The 20,787-nt window shown below is 69.6% G+C and carries 13 protein-coding genes; 10 read left to right on the plus strand and 3 right to left on the minus strand.

Annotated elements, in window-relative coordinates:
• Positions 1-159: 159 nt before the first annotated feature.
• The 4 genes from ACT3UL_RS14110 to ACT3UL_RS14125 all read left to right on the plus strand — a co-directional run bounded on the left by ACT3UL_RS14110 (position 160) and on the right by ACT3UL_RS14125 (position 5,879).
• On the plus strand, positions 160-1,101 hold the full coding sequence (locus ACT3UL_RS14110; RefSeq protein WP_444578883.1) for a methylenetetrahydrofolate reductase: 942 nt from the start codon (positions 160-162) through the stop codon (positions 1,099-1,101).
• Positions 1,098-3,431 carry a 5-methyltetrahydropteroyltriglutamate--homocysteine S-methyltransferase gene (metE, locus tag ACT3UL_RS14115; RefSeq protein WP_444578884.1) on the plus strand — a complete coding sequence of 778 codons (2,334 nt, stop codon included), beginning with the start codon at positions 1,098-1,100 and terminating at the stop codon, positions 3,429-3,431. The genes ACT3UL_RS14110 and metE overlap by 4 nt, the downstream gene beginning before the upstream one ends.
• Positions 3,432-3,845: 414 nt before the next feature.
• Positions 3,846-4,697 carry a PHP domain-containing protein gene (locus ACT3UL_RS14120; RefSeq protein WP_444578885.1) on the plus strand — a complete coding sequence of 284 codons (852 nt, stop codon included), beginning with the start codon at positions 3,846-3,848 and terminating at the stop codon, positions 4,695-4,697.
• 87 nt (positions 4,698-4,784) lie between these two features.
• The gene (locus ACT3UL_RS14125) at positions 4,785-5,879 is read left to right on the plus strand and encodes a hypothetical protein (protein ID WP_444578886.1); all 1,095 of its coding nucleotides are present in this window, start codon (positions 4,785-4,787) and stop codon (positions 5,877-5,879) included.
• Positions 5,880-5,948: 69 nt separating this feature from the next.
• Here the strand turns inward: ACT3UL_RS14125 and ACT3UL_RS14130 are convergent, their stop codons facing one another.
• A complete protein-coding gene (locus tag ACT3UL_RS14130) occupies positions 5,949-7,253 on the minus strand; it encodes an MATE family efflux transporter (RefSeq protein WP_444578896.1) in 1,305 nt (434 codons plus the stop codon).
• 335 nt (positions 7,254-7,588) lie between these two features.
• On the opposite strand from ACT3UL_RS14130, the gene ACT3UL_RS14135 reads away from it, so the two are divergent.
• Both ACT3UL_RS14135 and ACT3UL_RS14140 read left to right on the plus strand, forming a co-directional pair.
• Positions 7,589-11,026 carry an efflux RND transporter permease subunit gene (locus ACT3UL_RS14135; RefSeq protein ID WP_444578887.1) on the plus strand — a complete coding sequence of 1,146 codons (3,438 nt, stop codon included), beginning with the start codon at positions 7,589-7,591 and terminating at the stop codon, positions 11,024-11,026.
• 212 nt (positions 11,027-11,238) lie between these two features.
• Positions 11,239-12,213, plus strand: coding sequence for a glycosyltransferase family 2 protein (locus tag ACT3UL_RS14140; protein WP_444578888.1), 975 nt, complete (start codon positions 11,239-11,241; stop codon positions 12,211-12,213).
• 61 nt (positions 12,214-12,274) lie between these two features.
• On the opposite strand, the gene ACT3UL_RS14145 is transcribed toward ACT3UL_RS14140, so the two are convergent.
• Both ACT3UL_RS14145 and ACT3UL_RS14150 read right to left on the minus strand, forming a co-directional pair.
• Positions 12,275-13,606 (minus strand): phenylacetate--CoA ligase family protein, encoded by a 1,332-nt coding sequence (locus tag ACT3UL_RS14145; protein ID WP_444578889.1) that lies wholly within the window; start codon positions 13,604-13,606, stop codon positions 12,275-12,277.
• A gap of 75 nt (positions 13,607-13,681) precedes the next feature.
• The gene (locus ACT3UL_RS14150) at positions 13,682-15,568 is read right to left on the minus strand and encodes a glycosyltransferase family 2 protein (protein WP_444578890.1); all 1,887 of its coding nucleotides are present in this window, start codon (positions 15,566-15,568) and stop codon (positions 13,682-13,684) included.
• Between the two features lie 203 nt (positions 15,569-15,771).
• On the opposite strand from ACT3UL_RS14150, the gene ACT3UL_RS14155 reads away from it, so the two are divergent.
• The 4 genes from ACT3UL_RS14155 to ACT3UL_RS14170 all read left to right on the plus strand — a co-directional run.
• Positions 15,772-16,494, plus strand: a complete 723-nt coding sequence (locus tag ACT3UL_RS14155) for a CDP-alcohol phosphatidyltransferase family protein (protein WP_444578891.1) — start codon at positions 15,772-15,774, stop codon at positions 16,492-16,494.
• The gene (locus tag ACT3UL_RS14160; RefSeq protein ID WP_444578892.1) at positions 16,455-17,129 is read left to right on the plus strand and encodes an arsenate reductase/protein-tyrosine-phosphatase family protein; all 675 of its coding nucleotides are present in this window, start codon (positions 16,455-16,457) and stop codon (positions 17,127-17,129) included. Before ACT3UL_RS14155 ends, ACT3UL_RS14160 begins: the two co-directional genes overlap by 40 nt.
• Positions 17,130-17,404: 275 nt before the next feature.
• Complete coding sequence (locus ACT3UL_RS14165) at positions 17,405-18,028, plus strand: hypothetical protein (protein ID WP_444578893.1); 624 nt, start codon at positions 17,405-17,407, stop codon at positions 18,026-18,028.
• A 47-nt stretch (positions 18,029-18,075) separates the two neighbouring features.
• Positions 18,076-20,787: LamG-like jellyroll fold domain-containing protein (locus tag ACT3UL_RS14170; RefSeq protein WP_444578894.1), on the plus strand; the 2,712-nt coding region annotated here is incomplete at its 3' end.

A 20,787-nucleotide genomic window follows, 5' to 3' on the forward strand; every position in this document is an offset into this window, starting at 1 on the left:
CGGTACCGGCCCCGGTTTCGGGTGCCGAGGCCCCCTCGGCACGTCCGGGCGTGACCCCGCGTGAACCCCGGTGGCTCGGGAGCCGCGGAGTCGTCGCGCTGGTTCACACGTGCACACTTTCCTTCCCTGCCGCTCCTGGACGACCGTAGTTTTCCCTGCATGTCCGCGACCACCACGCTGCCCGAGCTCGAGCGCACCTCCCCGGTGCGCCATCGCCCCGCGCTCAGCTACGAGCTGTTCCCGGCCCGGTCGGATGTCTCCTTCGAGCGCCTGCGCGACACCATCGGCCATCTCGAGGCCACAGCCCCCGACTACGTCTCCGTGACCAGCCGCGCAGGCCACGGCAACCTCGCCCGCGTCCTCGAGCTCACCGAGCACGTGCTCGCCGAGACCAGCCTGCGCCCCCTGGTGCACCTGGCCTCGATCGACTCCACCCGGGCTCAGCTGACCACGATCATCCACGCGCTGCTGGACCGCGGGGTGCGCGGCATCCTCGCCCTGCGCGGGGACCAGCCCGAGGGCCACCGCCTCGAGGACGACGAGATCCCGTTCGCCCGCCCCCTGATCGAGCTGATCCGGGACATCGAGCGTGAGCGCACCGCCACTCTCGCCGGCGGACGCGTGAGCATCGGCGTCGCCGCATATCCCTACCGTCACCCGGAATCGCCCACCACCAGCCACGACACCGAGGTGCTCGTGGCCAAGGAGAAGGCGGGCGCGGATTTCGCGATCACCCAGGTGTTCTTCGAGGCCGACGCCTACTGCCAGCTGCTGGACCGGGCGCAGGTCGCCGGCATCCGCCTCCCGGTCGTGCCCGGCTTCGTCCCCGCCACCAATCCCCGACGTCTCGAGCGGCTCGCCGAGATCAGCGGCGTCGAGGCGCCCCGCGAGCTCCTGCATCGCCTGGAGATCGCGGCCGACGACGTCGAGCGCCGCCGCATCGGCGTCGGCTTCACCGTCGACCTCGCCCGTCGGGTGCTCGATGCCGGCGCCCCCGGACTGCACCTGTTCACCTTCAACTCGCACGCCGACGCGCTCGACGTGCTCGATCACCTCGATCTGGACCGCTGGTCCACCACGTCGCAAGGAGACCCCCGATGACCACGCAGACCACGCCCCTGCCCGCCGCGACGCCCGTCGGCTACCCCCGCATCGGCCCCGGCCGCGAGCTGAAGAAGGCCGAGGAGGCCTACTGGGCCGGCCGCATCGACCACGCCGAGTTCGCCCGCCGCACCCGCGAGCTGCGCCGCGCCACCCGTGCCCGCCTCGCCGAGCTGGGCCTGGATGCCGCCGACGCCGCCCCGGAGTCGTTCTCCCTGTACGATCAGGTGCTCGACGCCGCGCTCGCCGTCGGAATCATCCCGGACCGCTTCGCCTCCGTGGTCGGCCCCGACGGGACGGTCGACGACGACGGGCTCTTCGCCCTCGCGCGCGGCACCGCCGAGCAGCCGCCGCTGGAGATGACGAAGTGGTTCGACACCAACTATCACTACCTGGTGCCCGAGATCGGCCCGGACACCGACCTCCACCTCGCCTCGCAGCGCCTCGTGGAGCTGTTCACGGAGTCCCTCGAGGACGGCGCCGGCACCCGCCCGGTGCTGGTGGGCCCGCTGACGCTGCTGCTCCTGGCCAAGGCGCAGGACGGCGCCCCTGAGGGGTTCGACCCGCTGGACCGGTTGGACGACGTCGTGGCCGTGTACGCCCAGCTCCTGGAGCGCCTGCACGCCGCGGGCGCCGGCTGGGTCCAGCTCGACGAGCCAGCGCTCGCCGCGGATCAGCGTCTGACCAGCGACCAGCTCGCCGATGCTCTGCAGCGGTCCGTCGGCCGCCTCGCCGAGACGGTGTCGCGACCGCAGCTGCTGGTCACCACGCCCTACGGTGGGATCGACGATCTGCTGCCCGTGCTGCTCGCCACCGGGGCCGAGGCCGTGCACATCGACCTCACCCGGGGCGGCCTGCCCACCGTCGACCAGCTCGCGAGCATCGGCGACGTGCAGCTGGTCGCGGGCCTCGTCGAGGGCCGTTCCGTGTGGCGCACCGAGCTGCCCACGGCCGCGGCGCGCCTGGCCGAGCTGCGCACGCGCGTCACCGCCGCCGGCGGGTCGGCCGACGCGATCTCCGTGTCCACGTCCGTCTCCCTTCAGCACGTCCCCCACACCCTGGAGCTGGAGGCCACGCTGCCCGCAGAACTGTTGGCCACCCTCGCCTTCGCCGACGAGAAGATCACCGAGATCGTCGCCCTCGCCGCGGGGGACGTGCGACCCGGGAACATCGACGGCCCCCGCTCGGTGCCACGCACCTTCGACGGGGTGCGCGTGGACGCCGTACGCGAGCGCGCCGCGGCGACCACCTCAGCGGACACCGACCGCGCGGAGTATGCGGTGCGCGCTGAGGCACAGCGGCAGGCACTGGGCCTGCCGGATCTCCCCACCACCACGATCGGCTCGTTCCCGCAGGTCGGTGAGGTGCGTGCTGCCCGCGCCGCCCACCGCAAGGGCACGCTCGACGACGCCGGCTACGAGCAGGCCATGCAGGACGAGATCGCCCGCGTGATCACGCTCCAGGAGGAGCTGGGACTGGACGTCCTGGTGCACGGCGAGCCCGAGCGCAACGACATGGTCCAGTACTTCGCCGAGAACCTCGAGGGCTTCGCGACCACCGAGCACGGCTGGGTGCAGTCCTACGGTTCCCGCTGCACGCGTCCCTCGATCCTGTTCGGCGACGTGCACCGCCCCGCCCCCATCACGGTGGGTTGGGCCACCTACGCCCAGTCCCTCACCCCGCGCCCCGTCAAGGGCATGCTCACCGGCCCCGTCACCATCCTGGCCTGGTCCTTCGTGCGCGACGATCAGCCCCTCGGCGACACCGCCGATCAGGTGGGCCTCGCCCTGCGCGACGAGGTCACCGATCTCGAGGCCGCCGGGATCGGCATCGTCCAGGTCGACGAGCCCGCGCTGCGTGAGCTGCTCCCTCTGCGGGTGGCCCAGCACGCGGACTACCTCGACTGGTCCGTGCGCTCGTTCCGCCTGGCCACCTCCGGGGTGCAGACGGCCACGCAGATCCACACCCACCTCTGCTACAGCGAGTTCAACGTGGTGGTCGGGGCGATCGACGCCCTGAACGCGGACGTCACCTCGATCGAATCGGCCCGCTCCCGCGGAGAGATCCTCGAGGCCATCGACCCGGGGGCCTTCCCCCGCGGCATCGGCCCGGGCGTGTGGGACATCCACTCCCCGCGCGTGCCGAGCGCCGAGGAGATCGCCGACCAGCTGCGCAGTGCCCGCGCCGTGGTGGGTCCCGAGCGGCTGTGGGTGAACCCCGACTGCGGCCTGAAGACCCGCGGCTACGCCGAGACCGAGGCCAGCCTGCGCCACCTCGTCCAGGCCACCCGCGAAGTGCGCGCCGAGGCGGAGGTCCCCGCCGGCACCTGACCACGCCGCCTCCGGCGCCTGACCACACCCCCTCCGGCGCCCGACCACGCCGCCTCCGACGCCTACCGACAGCGCCAGTGTGCCCAGCGGTGTCAGCAGCGTCAGCAGGGTCAGCAGCGTTAGCGGAGTCAGCGGATCCATCAGGGTCAGCGGATTCAGCGGATTCAGCGGGGTCAGCGGGGCAAAGTTGGGGTTATCGATGGCCGATTCCCCCAACTTTGCCCCGCTGGCCCCACCGTGCCCCGCTGGCCTCGCTGTGCTCCTCCGGTTTCCTGTGCTCCGTTGGCTTCGCCGTGCTCCTCCGGCTTCCTGTGCTCCGCTGGCCTCGCCTCTCCCTGATCCTGCCGCTTGTCCTACGTGGCATACGGCGGGACTCGAACCCGGCCCGGCTGCGCGTCGTGGCAGGCTGTTCCCATGACCCTCCCCGCAGACAGCCACGTGCACAGCGAGTTCTCCTGGGACACCGGCGGCCCCGATTCCGCCGCTCGGGGCACGATGGAGGCGACCTGTGCCCGTGCGGTGCGGATCGGCCTGCCGGCGCTGTTCTTCACCGAGCACCTCGACCTCGAGGACGCCTGGTTCAGCGATCCAGAGGACTTCGGTGATCATGAGTCGCACCTGCTGGGGGATGACGGGATCGTCGCCATCCCGCGCTTCGACGTCGACGGCTACTTCGAGAGCATCGAGAGGTGTCGCGCGGCGTTCCCGGAGCTGCGCATCGGCACCGGCCTGGAGTTCGGCCAGCCCCACCTGCGCACCGAGGCCGCCCGCCGCCAGCTCGACCTCAGCCGCTTCGACCGGATCATCGGCTCCCTGCATACCCTCGAGTTCGAGGCCGGTCGCGCCGAGCCCAACACCCTGTTCCGCCGCCTGCCGGCCGATGAGGTGATCCGCCGCTACCTCGCGGAGGTCCCCGCGCTGGTGGCCGGCGACGAACCCTTCGAGGTCGTCACCCACCTCGACTACGCCCTGCGGTACTGGCCCGAGGAGCAGGAGGGGCCGGTCGACCCCAGGGCCTTCGAGGAGGAGTTCCGTGCCGCGATGCGCGCGATCGCCCAGAGCGGCCGCGCCCTGGAGATGAACACGCGCCGGCTGTGGCCGTGGATGGCGCAGTGGTGGAGCGAGGAGGGCGGCCGATCGATCAGCTTCGGCAGCGACTCCCACGCCCCGCACTCCCTCGCACACGGGTTCCCCGAGGCCATGGCCCTGGTCGAGAGCTTCGGGTTCCGCGCCGGGGCCGATTCTCGCGAACTCTGGAGGCGCTGACCGAGGCTGAGAGGCGCTGACCGGGGCCGAGCGGCGCTGTACCCTGCGGTCAGCCGCGCACTGTGCGAGGCACGGGGGTGGGATGCGATGAGAGTCGGCCGAGTCGACGAGGTCGGTGACGTCCGGGTATCGGCGGAGTCCGGCCGGAGGCGTCGCCCCCTGATCATGGTCGCCGTCGCGGGGGCGCTGGTCCTCGCACTGCTCATCACCTTTCTCGTCGTGCGGCATCATCGGGCCTCCCCGGATCGGCTCGTCGAGCAGTATCTGAGTGCTCTCGAGGACGGCGACGCGGCAACGCTGCGCACGCTCGTGGGGCCTGCCCGGGGCGGGGACACGACGCTCCTGCTCGACGCCGAGGAGGCGGCGCCGGTGGACGGCACCGTCGGCGACGTGGAGATCGTCGAGCGGTCAGAGAGCGGAGACGGGTACGACTACGAGGTGGAGGCCGTGCAGGACGGCGGGACCCTCACCGGGACGCTCTCGGTCCAGCCGGCCGCGCACTCGGAACGCGGCGAAGCGCGCTGGAGCCTGACAGAGGCGACGCTGGGCAGTCTCTCCGTGGACGTGCCCGAGGAGGCCGAGAGCGTCCGCCTCAACGGCGTCGAGTTCGCTGCGGACGACCTGTCGAGCGGAGACTCTCTCATCAGACTCTCCGCGCTCCCGGGCACGTACACGATCGAGGTGGTGCCGCCCGGTGACTACCTTCAGACGGTGCCGGAGACGGTGACACTCCCCCCGACGCTCGGAGACCACTCGGCCGCCGACGTGCAGGGGGACCCGCGGCTCGAGTTCTCCCCGGAGACCCAGCTCGCGGTGCAGAAGGAGATGGACGCCCTCGTCGCGAAATGCGGTGACGTCGATGACGAGGGGCTTTCGCAGTGCGACATGCGCGTGCCGGATCCTGACGCCGAGTTCGGCAGCGGCCGCTGGGAGTTCCACGAACAGCCGGTCGCGGAGCTGACTTACAGCGGGCACCTCGGCGGTATCGCCGCGGCGGAGGGCTACGAGGAGGGCGGTGGGCCCACCGCCACGGTCACCTATCGCACCGACTCAGGAGACGAGAGTCCCGGCGAGGAGCAGACGATGGACGTCGAGTACGTGGTCGCCGGCGATGTGCGCATCGACGAGGCCGGAGTGCTGGTCACGCAGCTCTTCATGGAGGCGCGACCCGCCGGATCCTGAGGCACTGTTCTGCCTTCTGCCTTCTGCCTTCTGCCTTCTGCCTTCTGCCTTCTGCCTTCTGCCCTGCCTCTACCGCCCCAGCCGCATCCACGCATCCCCGCGCACCCGCAGCCCCAGGGTCACGGCGCGGGCGATCAGGAAGATCAGCGTGCACGCCACCCACAGCGCGGCCAGGGCCCACGGCCCCTGCCAGCCCGAGTAGTACACCAGCGCCGCGAACGGCAGGGTGACCAGTGCGTTGATCACGCCGACCTTCGCCAGGTACGGGGCGTCGCCGGCACCCATCAGCACCCCGTCCAGCACGAACACATAGCCGGCCACGGGCTGGGCGACCATGAGCACCCACAGGGCCGCACGCAGGTTCTCCTGCACCGCGACGTCGGGGGTGAACAGCCCCGGGATGACGTAGCTGGCGGCGAGCAGCAGGGCGCCGGTGAGGACCCCGCCGCCCACGCCCCACACCATCAGCCGACGGGTCACCGCGCGCACGGAGACGGGGTCGTCCGCCCCGAGGAACCTCCCGGTGAGAGCCTGGCCGGCGATCGCGAGGGCGTCCAGGGCGAGGGCGAGCAGGTTGAAGACCGTCAGGGCGATCTGGTGAGCGCCCAGCTGCACGTCACCGAGCTTCGTCGCGACGAGGGTCCCGGCCAGCAGCACCACCCGCAGGGAGATGGTGCGCACGAACATCGGCACCGACTCGCGCCCCGCGGAGGCCACCTGCCCCAGGTGAGGGCGCAACGGCACCTCGCTGCGGCGGGCCGCCCGGGCCACCAGGATCAGCAGCACGATGGCCATGCCCCACTGGGCGATGACCGTGCCGATCGCGCTGCCGGCGATCCCGAGGTCGAGCCCGAAGATCAGCAGCCAGTTCAACGGGATGTTCACGACGGCGCCGGAGACCGCGACCACGAGCGGCACCCGGGCGTTCTGCAGCCCGCGCAGCAGTCCGGTCGCCGATTGCACCACAAGCATCGCCGGCACCCCGAGGGCGCTGAGCCGCAGGTAGGTGGTGGCCTCGGCGAGCACCTCGGGGGAGGGGCCGAACAGGGCGAGGATCCACTCGCCCCCGAGCAGCAGCACCAGCACGGCGCCCGCCCCGATCATCAGCGCCAGCCAGCAGGCGTCGACGCCGCGGGCGATCGCCTCGCGGCGTCGGCCGGCCCCGAAGGCCCGCGCGACCGAGGCGGTGGTGGAGTAGGCGAGGAACACCGACAGCCCGATCACCGTGGTGAGGATCGCCGACGCCAGCCCGAGCCCGGCCAGGGACATGGTGCTGACCCGGGCGATGAAGGCGGAGTCCGCCAGGAGGAACAGCGGCTCGGCGATCAGTGCGCCGAGGCTGGGGACGGCGAGGCGGAGGATGTCGCGGTCCACGATGCGGCGCGCGGCCCGGGGGGAGGCGGGGGTGCTGGGGGTCGGAGCGGGGACGGGATCGGGCACGGCCCCATTGTCCGTCACCCCGAATGCCGCTCTCCCGTGTCCCGCGCCACATCGCCCGCGTGCTCCGTGCCACGTCGGCCGACGGTTCTCTGCCGCGTCGCACCTGGCTGTCGGGCACCTCCCAGGCGGTGGAGCCAATCTCCTACGGAGGTCGTATATCTCGATACAGGTCCGTATGGAACAGTTCGTGACAGGGTCCGACGACGAGCCCTCGGACGCGGGATATCGCCGTGTCGACCACCCCGCCGCAGCATCTCCCGAGGAGCAGGATGAACCGCCTGGCCCGACTCAGCCTGAACAACAGGTCCTTCATCGCACTGGTGTGCATCGCCGTGTCGATCATCGGCGCCTTCGCGATGACCACGATGCGCCAGGAGCTCATCCCCTCGGTCTCGCTGCCGCAGATCCAGGTCGTCACCAGCGCCCCCGGCTCCTCGTCGGAGCAGGTGCAGGAACGCATCACCCGGCCCGTCGAGCAGTCCCTCAGCGGGCTCGAGAACGTCGAGAGCACCTCCTCGTCCTCCCAGGCCGGCGTCTCCATGGTCACGGTGGAGCTCACCTACGGCACCGACACCGCGCGCGCCTCCAACCAGGTCGACGCCGCACTGACCGGTATCGAGGACCAGCTCCCCGACGACGCAGACCCGCAGGTCATCGCCGGCGGCACGAGCGATCTGCCGGCCGTCGTGCTCTCGATCTCCTCCGACCTGGACCCCTCCGAGCTGGGCGCCCGCCTGGACTCCGCCGTGAAGCCCGAGCTCGAGCGCGTCGACGGCGTCTCCTCGGTGGCCGTCATCGGCGCCCCCGAGGAGATCGTGCGGATCACCCCGGACGCCGACGCTCTGAAGGAGCACGGCCTCACCGAGGACGACATCTCCACGGCGCTGGACGCCAACGGGCTGTCGCTGCCCGGTGGGTCCGTCACCGACGGCGACCGCACCATGGACGTGGTGCTCGGCCAGTCGATCGACAGCATCGAGAGCCTCGAGGGCATCATGCTGATGCCGGCCGACGGCGCCTCCGGCGGGGAGGCCGACCAGGGTCAGGGCCAGCCCGGCCAGGAGGCCCCGCAGGCCCCGCAGCCCGTCGCCCTCTCCGAGGTCGCCACGGTCGAGGAGACCACCCAGGACCCCACCTCGATCTCCCGCACCGACGGCCGCGAGTCCCTCGTGGTCATGGTGACCGCCACCGCCGACGGCAACGTCGTGGACATCTCCGACGGTGTCGAGGGCGTCCTGGCGGACACCCTGCCCAGCGTGGGCGGAAACGCCGACAGCGCGATCGTCTTCGACCAGGCGCCCTTCATCCAGGACTCGATCCTCGCGCTCGCCGAGGAGGGCCTGCTGGGCCTGGTCTTCGCCGTCGGCGTGATCCTGCTGTTCCTGCGCCGCGTGCGGCCCACGATCGTCACCGCGATCTCGATCCCGACCTCGCTGCTGATCGCCTTCATCGGCATGCTGGTCACCGGCTACACGCTGAACATGCTCACCCTCGCGGCGCTCACGATCTCGATCGGCCGCGTGGTCGACGACTCGATCGTGGTCATCGAGAACATCATGCGCCACCTGGCCTACGGCAAGACGAGGATGCGCGCCATCCTCGACGCCGTGGGCGAGGTCGCCGGCGCGATCACCGCGTCGACCCTGGCCACCGTGGTCGTGTTCCTGCCGATCGCGATCGTCTCCGGCATGGCGGGAGAGCTGTTCCGCCCCTTCGCCCTCACCGTCGGCATCGCGATGCTCAGCTCGCTGCTGGTCGCGCTCACGATCGTCCCGGTGCTCGCGTACTGGTTCCTGCGCGCCCCCAAGAGCCAGGGGGTCGTGGACCCCGATGACGCGGAGCAGGTGGCCCGGATCCGTGAGGAGGCCGAGGCGACGGAGGAGCGCAGCTGGCTGCACCGGATCTACGCGCCGCTGCTGCACCTGGTCACTGATTCGCTGCCGCGCCGCCTGATCACCGTGGGCGCCGCGATCCTCGTCCTGGTGGGCACCGCCTTCCTGTACCCGCTGGTGAACGTCAACTTCCTCGGCGACACCGGGCAGAACATCGCCTCGCTCACCCAGTCGCTGCCGGCCGGCACCAGCCTCCAGCAGTACGCCGACAAGGCGGAGGAGAGCGAGAAGGCCCTCATGGATCTCGACGGTGTCGAGACCGTGCAGACCACCATCGGCGGCAGCCAGTTCGGCATGGGCGCCGGTGGAGCACCGAACGAGGTCAGCTTCTCGATCACCACCGACCCCGACGCCGACCAGACCGCCCTCCAGGACGACATGGTCGCGGCGCTCGAGGCGATCCCGGACGCCGGCACCATCGAGGCGGCCGACGTCGCCTCGCCGACGGGGTCCAACTCGATCGACATCCTCATCACCGGCCCCACCGCCGAGGACCGCAAGGCCGCGAACGACGCGATCCTCGCGGAGCTCGACCCGGTGCCGGACGGCGCCACCGAGGTCACCAGCGACCTGGAGGCCGATCAGCCCACCGCGGTCGTCACTGTCGACCGCGAGAAGGCGGCGAAGCTCGGGCTCACCGAGGAGGCCGTGATCGGCATGGTCGCCGGGCAGATGTACCCCGGCGCGATCGGCACGGTCACCCTGGGGGACTCCGAGCTCGACATCTACGTCGAGAAGGGCGAGGGCATCGACACCTTCGACCAGCTCAAGGGCATCGAGCTCGCCGGCGGCATCCCGCTGAGCGACGTCGCCTCCATCGACGAGGTGGACTCGCGCCCCTCGATCGCCACCCAGGACGGCCTGGAGACGGTCACCGTCTCCATCGCGCCGGACGGTGACGACGTGAAGCCCGCGACCGACGCCGCGAACGCCGCGATCGAGGACGCGGACCTGCCCGAGGGCGTCGAGGCGACCGTGGGCGGCACCGCCGCGGACATCGACGAGACCTTCGGCCAGCTCGGCATCGCCATGCTCGCCGCGATCCTGCTCGTGTACGTGCTGCTGGTGTGGATCTTCAAGTCCCTCATCCAGCCGCTGATCCTGCTGGTGTCGATCCCGTTCGCGGCGACCGGCGCGCTGGGCCTGCTGATCATCACGGGCGTGCCGCTGGGCCTGCCCTCCATGATCGGTCTGCTCATGCTGGTGGGCATCGTGGTCACCAACGCGATCGTGCTGATCGACCTGGTGAACCAGTACCGACGTCACGGGATGGGTCTCGACGAGGCCATCCACGCCGGCGCCGCCAAGCGTCTGCGGCCGATCCTCATGACCGCCGCCGCGACGATCTTCGCGCTGCTGCCGATGGCCCTGGGCATCACCGGCAACGGCGGGTTCATCGCCCAGCCGCTGGCTGTGGTGGTCATCGGTGGCCTGGTCTCCTCGACGCTGCTGACCCTGCTCATCGTGCCGGTGCTCTACCGCATCGCCGAGGGCCCGGGGGAGCGGCGCCGGCTGCGCCACGAGGCCCGTGACGCCGAGCTGCGCGACGCCCGGGAGAAGGCCGCCGCGCAGAAGCGCGAGGCGAACCGCGCCGAGCAGGAGCGCCAGCAGCGCGCGGCGGAGGAGCAGAGCCAGCGCTCGGCGGCACCGGGCGTCACGGCGCGCAACCACTCGCCGTCGGCTTCGTCGCCGTCGTCCGCCTCAGGGTCGACCCGCGGGGCGGGCGAGCAGGCCGGCCACCGGCGAAACCGGGGATCGCTCAAGGAGCGTGGAGGCATCGTCGGCATCATCCGGCGCCGCTTCGGCCGAGGCTGAATCCACCGTCGCCCACCCGAATATCTCGACGACCACGTCCTCTTCCGAGAGGGCGTGGTCGTCCGCATTGGGATGGTGCATGCCTCGAGCAGAGGGCGGCGACGCCGGCACGATTGTCCGAAATGCCGGGGTCGGTCTAAGCTTCGCGGAGTGATGGGCAGGGGCCGCGTCGGGCGTCGACGGGGCATCTCCCTGCGACGGAGGAGGCCTCGGTGCGATCTGTGGAGAGCGTCGTGGTCGGGATGGCCACCTTCCGGCGCCCCGATCTCCTGGCGGCGCTCCTGCCGCGGGTGATCGAGCAGATCGAGCACGCCGCCACGGTCCTCGATCCGGCGCCCCAGTTCAGGGTCCTCGTGGTGGACAACGACCCCGACGCCAGCGGGAGAAACGCTGCAGCCGCAGTCGGGGATCCACGGATCACCTACGTCGTGGAGCGGCAGCCGGGGATCAGCAGCGCCCGGAACCGGCTCCTCGACGAGGCCGCAGGCAGCGATGTGCTGGTCCTGCTCGACGACGACGAGACCCCGCACGACGGCTGGCTCGTCCACCACCTGAGCACCTATCGCGAGCATGATGCCGATGCCGTCTGCGGTCCGGTGCACGCCGTCTTCGAGGGCGGGGAGGACCCGTGGATCGCCGCGAGCGGGTACTACCTCGGGCAGCGCCGCACCGGCGTGGCGACGGGCACCGTGATCCGGCGCGCCGCGACGAACAACCTCCTGCTGGACATGGCCCGGGTGCAAGCGCTCGGGCTGCGCTTCGACCCCCGCTTCGGCCTGACCGGGGGTGAGGACTCCCTGTTCACCGGGCAGCTGACCGCCGCCGGCGGGAAGATCGTCGTGTGCGCCGAGTCCGTCGTGGACGATCTCGTCCCTGCGGCGAGGAACACCCGCCGCTTCAACCTGTCGCGACGGTACGCGCAGGCCTCATCCCACGTGCGGGTCGACCGCGAGCTGGCGGGTTCGCTGCGCGGCCGCTTCGGAGTCACGGCGCGCTGGGCCGTGATCGGGGCGGGACAGATCCTCAAAGGCCTGATCCTTGCCGGATTCGGTGGCGCCACCCGCGATCTGGGCCGACGGGCGCCCGGCGAGAGCAAGGTGGCCAGCGGGCTGGGCGTCCTCGCGGGATGCCTGGGAATCCGGTCCAGGTCCTACGGACGTCCACGTCGGCGGCCACGCGGACGATAGCTCCTGAGAGATCAGTCCCGCTGCGTACAGCCGACGTCGACCTTCTGAACAGCAGTGACGGTCAGGAGGCAGGTACGTCGCTGAGGATGTACTTCGTTTTACCTCCGGTGTACGGCAGGGAATTGACGTACTCGATCCGCACAGGAACCTCGTGGTGGATGCGGCTCCGCAGGTCCTGGACCGTGGACTCGATGAGCGAGCGAGCATCTGTGCCGTCGCCGGGAACCACGCGGATGGTGATCGAATGGTCCGCCAGCTGGTGGATCTGGAAGAGCCGGACTGCCTCGGGATGCGCTCCGAACATACCCGTGATGCGGTGAGCGAGGACGGCTCCGCTGGGCAGTCGAATCATGTCGATCGTGCGTCCTTGCGGCTGTTCCATGAGCGGGAGGGAGCGGCCGCAGGCGCAGGGTTGTGCTCGCAGGATCCCGCGATCGCCGGTGCGGTATCGGATCAGCGGGAACACGCGGTTGCGAAGATCAGTGATGACCAGATCTCCCAGCTCCCCGGGGGCCGCAGGGTCACCGTTCTCATCCACGACCTCGATGCGCCGTACGTCCGAGAAGATATGCAACCCATCGCGCTGCTCGCACTCTCCTGCCATCCACCCGAACTCCGAGCCGCGGTACTCGTCGAAGACCGGGGCGCCGAGTACGGATTCGAGACGTAAGCGTGCTGAGGTTGTCAGCGGAGCGGCAGTGGTGGCGACCGCAAGAGGTGCGGGCACGGTGAGACCCTTCCGCTCCAGGAAGTCGGCGAACTCGAGCAGAGCGCCCACGTATCCCTCGAGCAGTCGGGGCCGGATGCGGTTCAGTGAACTGTGGAAAGCGGTCATCGACTGGGTGGTGAGCTCGCTGGCGTCGAGATAGACCTGCCGGGTCGGCCACCAGGAGACAGTGTTCTTCACCGTAGCTCGACGACCGAAGTTCCATCGCCCGATCCGTGCGAGATCGTCGTACGGCTGCACCCCCCACCAGGAGTACATGCGCCAGCTCAACGCCAGGGAGGGCACGCGGGCGTCGTGCATCGTGCGGAGCGGTTCGCCGGTGCTGCCTCCGGTGCGCGCATCTCGCACGTTCCGGCCCACGGCGTCGGGGGTCGGGAACTCCGCGGCGCGTTCCTTGACGGTCGCTCGATCGAGGATCGGCAGCTTTGCCCATTCGCCCGGCTCGGCGAGCGTCTCCGGATCCACTCCCAGGGCGCCATAGGTGTTGCGATAGTACGAGGAGGTGCTCATCGCAGTCCGGACAATGCCGAGAGCCAACTGGTCCTGCAGGGTTGCCAATGCAGCGGGGGACATTCTCTCGTTGGCGAGCAGCTCGCTGTGGAAGCGGCCTGCAGCCGATTTCACCGTGGAGGCCTTTGCCGCGAAGGTCGCTGCCTTGAGGGTCATGGAGGGGTCCGTTCTGATGTGGAGTGGACGAGCTGAGGGAGGAGTTGAGGGCTGGGCGGGATGCACGATCTGGCGTCAGGTGCGCGAGTACTCCTCGTACAGATGGCCCTGGGCGCCGGCGACCATTCCTCGTCCCCGGTGGAAGATGCGGGAGCCTTGGGCGTCGTGATGCAGGTTGCGGGACGCGCGGCCGTACCGGTGCCTCGCCTGTCCTGCCGCGATGCGCGCGGCTCCTCCGAGGAGGAATCGGCTCCGCAGGGCGAGGCGGCGGGTCGGGCTCGGCGTGAGACGGAGACTCACCTGCACATGGCCATTGCCGGCGCTGAAGGCGCGCTGAGCCGCCCACTCCCGAGTGAGCCGATGGGAGACGACCGTGTCCTCGACTTCGGACTCGTTGCACCACACGATCGAGCCGCCACGCTGAACGAGCTGTCGAGTGAACATCGTGTCCTCGCCGCCGCTGAGTCCGAGCGACTCATCGAATCGGAGGCCGAGCACTCCGATCTGTTGCACGTCCAGGAGCAGGTTCGCTGTGGAGGCTGTCGGGAGGTGGGTGCCGGTGCGGCGTTGCCGACGATAGAAGGTTCCCGAGGCGATCATCCAAGGGTCGGTGTTGTCGGCGAAGACGGATACGAGTCGTCCGCAGACTGCGGACGCATGATGGTCGCGCCATACCTCCACCAAGGACGAAAGCCACCCGGGTCGGGGGATCTCGTCGTCGTCGAGGAATGCGAGGAGGTCGCTGTTGCGGCACTCGTCCAGCGCCCGGTTCCTGACGGCGGAAATGCCTGGAGTCGTCTCGTGGGCGTATCGGACGTCCAGGGGTGCCGTCTCGGCGCTCTCCCGTGCGGAGCCCGCCGGATCGTTGTCGACCACGAGCACGTCGACGGTGGCGTCCACGGTCTCCGCGATGCGGTCCGGCAGCGCCGCGAGCAGGGCGGCCAACTGCTCCGGGCGCTTGTACGAAGGGATCGCGACCGTGATCCGCACGGGACTGGTGAGGTCTCGGGTGGGTGCGGGGGGAAGGGGCTTCGTGGACGGGGCGGTCTCCGGGGAGCGAGGGGTACGGGTCAGCTGCGCCAGCCCATCGAGGAATCCGCGGGCGGCGGCGAGGAGCCCGCGTGGTTCGGTGAACGCCTGCTTCCGGCCGCCGCGCATCCAGATCAGGGCGGACTGGCGAGGGGAGGCGAGCACCCATCGAGCCCAGTCCCTCCCTCGCACGTGCCGCCTCCCGAACAGCATCCGATTGCGGATGTTGTATCGGTAGTAGGCCGGCGACTTGGTCCGTGCGCTCCCTGCGTCCTGCGTGCCGCCTTCATCGTGCACGACGAGAAGGTCGGGGCGTATCTCTAGCTGCATCCCCTGCTCTGCGGCTCGGCGGGAGATGTCGACGTCCTCCCAGTAGAGGAAGAAATCCTCGCTGAACCCGCCCAGCGCCTCGAAGGCCTGGGCGCTGAACGCGAGGCACGCGCCGCTGAGCCAGTTCGCCCACTCGGAGTCCTGATCGCCCTCCGACCAGCCGGATCTCATCTGCCCGGTGCGCCGGTTCACCCGCGCCCCGCGGAAATGGGGGCGTCCGTCTCCGGAGTCCATGAATGGGGAGACCAGCGCGAGCGGATCGTCCGTGACATGACGGCCGAGCTCTCGGAGCACGTCCGCCGAGGCGACCGCATCGGGGTTAAGGGTGATGAGTGCGGTGTGCCCGTGGGCGCGGGCTGCAGCGACTCCACGGTTCACTCCGGCGCCGAATCCATCGTTCGGCGAGGCGACGAACGCCCATCCGCGGTCTCGGCACAGATCCTGGGCCTGGGCCCGAGCGTTGTCGGTCGAGTAGTTGTCGACGACCACGACCAGGGCGTTCTCGTCCGCATCTACATCGGCACCGATGTTCGCCGCGACCAGTGCAGGATCGCCATAGTTGACGATGATCACCGCATACGCGGTGGTGCTCAGCTCAGACATGTTCGCGTCACCTCTCTCGCCGGTAACGATCCCGGCCCGTCCGTCCGAAGGGGAGTCCTCGTCGTGGGGACTCGTTGGCCCTTCGGGCGCTCATGACGAGAACCCATGTCCGTTTCGCCCCAGATGCGTATCATGTCACGATATCCCCCGGATTTCCCGGGCGGTGAGCTGTCGGCGTGAGCGCACGGCAGGGAGGAGCCACCGTGACCATCGCGGCGTACCGCAGTCTCGAGAGCGCCCAGAAGGGTCATGCCCGTGGCGCCCCTGCTTACTCCGTCTATGTCAATCGCAAGCTGGGTCGCGCACTCGCTGCGGTAGGGCATCGACTGGGACTCACGCCCAATCAGGTCTCGGCCATCAGCGCCTTGCACTCGTTCGCAGCGATCGTCCTGATCGCCTTGGCGCCGGTCAGCCCTGTGATGGGAATCGTGGTCGCGCTGCTGCTGGTCCTCGGGTACGCCTGGGACTCGGCAGATGGTCAGGTTGCGCGGCTCCGAGGTGGCGGGAGCCCGCAAGGGGAGTGGCTGGACCACTTCATTGACACCCTGAAGATCTCCTCGCTGCATCTCGCAGTGCTCGTCGGCCTCTACCGCAGCCTGCCCGAGGGGTGGGCATGGACCCTGGTGATCCCCCTGGCCTTCGCTGTCGTCGCCTCCACGACCTTCACGGCGATGTTGTTGAACGACCTGCTCAAGGGCAAGCATGCGGTCGCATCCACTCATGAGCGCGGCGGGGGGACCCTGCGTCGCTCGCTCCTCGTGCTCCCTACCGACTTCGGGCTCGTCTGCCTGGTGTTCGTGCTCTGGGGGTGGGCGCCTGCATTCCTGCTGGGGTACGGCGCACTGGCGCTCGTCTCCATCGCCTTCCTGGCGCTCACGGCCGTGAAATGGTTCCGCGAGATGGGCGAACTCGGGACTGTGCGGTGAACACCTCCGGATCGGAACTGATCCTGCTCGTCTGTTCAGCCAATATCTGTCGATCCCCACTGGCGGAGCTCCTTCTGCGCCACGGACTGGGCGATAGTCCAGGCGTTCGGATCGAAAGTGCAGGAGTCCATGCCCGGACGGGGTCCGCGATGTGTGCTCTCGCCGCCGAGCAGCTGGAGGCCGGCGGTCGGACGGACGGTGCGGCATCCCATCGCTCGCGGCCGCTCACCACGGGCCTGCTGGATGAGGCGACCCTGATCCTGGCGATGGCCAGGGATGTGCGCTCGGACGTCGTCGGCATGGCGCCCCAGGTGCGAGACCGTGTCTACACGATGCGAGAGGCCGCCTACCTCGGGGCGGGTTTCGTGCCTCAGCCCTCCGCTCGGCGCGTCGGGGCCGTGTCCTTGTACGCCATGCATCTTGACGGTGCGCGAACCGCCAGGGGTCCGGTGCCCGCGCGGCGCTCGGGATGGTGGCGGGTGCGCGGTGCTGACGGGCGCGACATCGTCGATGGGCACATTCATGGTCCGCGAGAGCATCGCCGGACTTTGCAAGATGTCGCCGAGGCGTCGGCGGTGATCCTCGGGCAGTTGGGTGTGCGCGCGGTAGGTAGAGGTGTGACAGCCCACCCGTAAGTCCGAAATGCCCGTTGCGCGAAGTATGTCCGAAGATCTACGATGTCGACTGAGCCGCACCTTCGCGGTATGACCGCACTGTGGCGGTCCGTGGATCTGCGGGAGACTGGGGGCTGGGGATGCTCAGCACGTTCTGCCTTCGGCCCTCCGGGGTCCGGCGCCGGCGGGTGGCTGCCGCTCTCGCGACGCCCGCACTCGTGGTCGCCTTGACGCTCGCCGGATGCACCCCGGCCCCACCAGAGGGCGATGAGCCGCCTTCGCAGCCTGAGGGCGGGATGTCTGCGCCCCAGGAGGAGACTCCGGCCGCCGACGAGTCTCCGACGGACTCGCCGACCACCGATGGTGGGACTCCCGGCACGGACTCCCCGACAGAGGCTGGGGACCCATCGGGCCAGGGCGATCCCACGACGGACGACGAGCCCGCAGACCCGACGGATCCCACCTCGAGCACCTGGCAGGCGCCCGAGGATCCGACGGAGGAGGGCCCGACCGCGGCGCCCGAGCTCCCGGAGGTCGACGGTTCTCTCGATGACGCCATCGCGCTCCCGACGGATGTCGTGGTCTCCCTGTCCTCGATCGAGACCACCTCGATCAAGGCCTCCACCCCCGGTGAGTATTCGGGGAGCGCCGTCGTCGTCAGCGTGACGATTGCCAACGGCACGAAGGCTCCACTGCCGGTCAGCTCCGCCGTCGTCTCTCTGATCGCTGACGACGGCGAGATGGGCATCCCCACCTGGGCAGCCCCGCATGATCCCTTGCATGGCGAGGTGCCGGCCGGATCCACGGCAGTGGGCACCTACGTCTTCATGCTCGACCCGGCGGACGAACGATCCGTCACGGTGAGCGTCAACTACTCCGCCGGCGAACCCGTCGCCGTGTTCACAGGTGGCACCCCGTGAGCATCCCTCGCAGCTCCACCTCCAGGACCACCCGACAGGGGACCACGATGAGCACTTCGCCCAGGCGCGACATCATGCGGCGGGGCTTCGGCCTCCTGACCGCGCTGACACTGGTCATCGGAGGGCTCACGGCAGCGTTCGCCCTCACCCCCGACCTCGCAGCAGACGCCGTCGAGCTGCCGTCCCCACCGCCCCTTCTCCAGCGGGACGACAACGTCGTCACCGCGGACCCGATCCCGACCGTCCAGATCGACAATGGCTACGTCTGGGCGCAGGCGACGATCGGCTCGACCGTCTTCGCCGTCGGGGACTTCGACAACGCGCGAGCTCCGCTGGCGGTGCCCGGCACGCAGCTGACCGCCCGCTCGAACGTCCTCGCCTATGACATCAACACCGGGGAGCTGCTGCCGTTCGCGCCCCAGGTCAACGGAGTCATCAAGGCCGTCGCGGCGTCGCCCGACGGCAGCCGGATCTACATCGGCGGCTCGTTCAGCTCGGTCAACGGACAGGTCCGCTACAACATCGCCGCGCTCGACGCCACGACCGGACAGCTGATCACGAGCTTCAAGCCTTCAGTCGGGGGCAGCGGGGTCTATGCCCTCGTCGCCAAGGGTGCGACGGTGTACGCCGGCGGTCTGTTCACACAGGCCAATGGGACGCCGCGGACGAACGCGGCGGCCTTCAGCATCGGCAATGGTGCTCTCATGCCGTGGGCGCCCCAGTCGGATCGGCAGATTGACGCCATGGTCGCTGACCCCGGTGGTCAGAAGATCATCGTCGCCGGGCGCTTTGCCAGCGTGAACGGGAACACGGCGATGCGCGGTGCCGCCGCTGTCAATGAACTGACCGGCGCTGTGGATGCGAACTGGGCGCTCACGCAGACCGTGAAGAACGGGTCCAGCTCAGGTGGAGATGCCGGTAAGGCAGGTATTTTCGCGCTCGCTGCGGACGCCAGCGGCGTCTATGGAACGGGATGGGTGTTCGCTGGCGTGACCACTGGCAATCTGGAGGGTACTTTCGCCGCGGAGGCTGAGACCGGGGCCGTGCGTTGGATCGCGGACTGTCTCGGCGATCACTACGGCGTCTACTCGACCGGGGAGACCGTCTACACCACCAGTCACACGCATGCCTGCTCGACCATGGGGCTGCACCCGGAGCAGAGCACGCGCCAATACCGATATGCCGAGGCGTACACGACCGAAGCGCGGGGACTGCTGGGTCGTAACCCCCATGCAGGGGGCACCTACCAGAACTGGGAGGGCACGCCGGGGCCGTCGGCCTATGCCTGGTACCCGGACTTCCTGGTCGGGACCACCTCCGGGCTGGGGCAGGCTGGCCTGTCCATCACGGGCGTCGGAGACACCATCTCGATCGCCGGTGAGTTCGTCAGCGTCAATAATGCGCAGTTCGAAGGGATCGTCCGGTTCGCGAAGAACCCTCCCGCGGGGGCGAAGAACGGGCCACGGCTCTCCGGCTCCTCCTGGAAGCCGACCGGCAACTCCGTGGTCTCGGACCGGGCGCGGGTCTCCTTCACGGCCAACTGGGATCGCGACGACATGGACCTCACCTACGAGCTGAGGCGATCCGGCACGAGCACTCCGGTCGCCACGCTGAAGGCGCCGTCGACCTGGTGGAACCAGCCGAGCATGACCCTCGAGGACACCACCGCGACCCCGGGTGCGCAGTACACCTACACGGTCGTGGCGCGCGATGGGGATGGCAATGCGGCGACCAGCGCCCCGGTCACGGTGACGGCTGCGGCTGGTGTCGCCTCGGGCTACGTATCGGCTGTGCTCGACGACTCGCCTCAGCTGTACTACCCCCTCGGCGACAGCCGTCAGGACTGGGCCGGCTCGAACCCGCCGGTGTTCGGCGGCGGAGTTGCCGCTGGTCAACCAGGCATCGACAACTCGTCCACTGGTTATTCGACCTTCAGCGGCAACTCCGACGGGCGCGTCGTCTCGAACTCCAAGGCCACGGTGTCGACGGCATTCTCCACCGAGCTTTGGGTACGGACCACCAGCACCCGAGGTGGAAAACTGATCGGATACGGCGATGCGGCCTCCGGCAGCTCTGGCAGCTACGACCGGCATGTCTATATGCGCGACGATGGCCGGATCGTGTTCGGCGTCTACCCCGGGAGGGCGGAGACGGTGCAGAGCTCTGCCTCGTACAACGACGGTCAGTGGCATCACGTGGTCGCCTCCCAGGGCGCAGACGGCATCACGCTCTATGTCGACGGGACGGTGGTCGACGCCAACACCTCGGTGACCTCCGCCCAGGCGTATCAGGGATACTGGCGGATCGGCGGGGACAACCTCAGCGGGTGGCCGAACACGCCGAGCTCGAACTATTTCAACGGCGATCTCGACGAGGTCGCGGTCTACAGCTATGCACTCGACGCCAACCAGGTGAATACCCACTTCGGTGTCGGTAAGGGGTTCGAGGCGCCGACGGCGGACTTCGACGCCACGGCGAGTGAGCTCGGCGTGAGCGTCGATGCTGGTGCGTCCACGGCGGTCTCCGGCGCGACGATCGTCCAGTACACCTGGGACTTCGGGGACGGGACTGCCGCAGGCAGCGGCGAGACAGCCACCCATGACTACACGGCGGCCGGATCGTACGACGTGACCCTCACCGTGCTCGACAGCAACGGGCTGTCGTCGACGACGACCGAACAGATCGATGTGACCGGGCCGAACTCCGTGCCGATCGCCGTTGCTGAGACGACGGCCAACGGCCTGACGGTCACCGCTGAT

Origin of the sequence: Brachybacterium sp. 107 (assembly GCF_052379725.1) — a bacterium.
In the GTDB taxonomy this organism is placed as follows: domain Bacteria; phylum Actinomycetota; class Actinomycetes; order Actinomycetales; family Dermabacteraceae; genus Brachybacterium.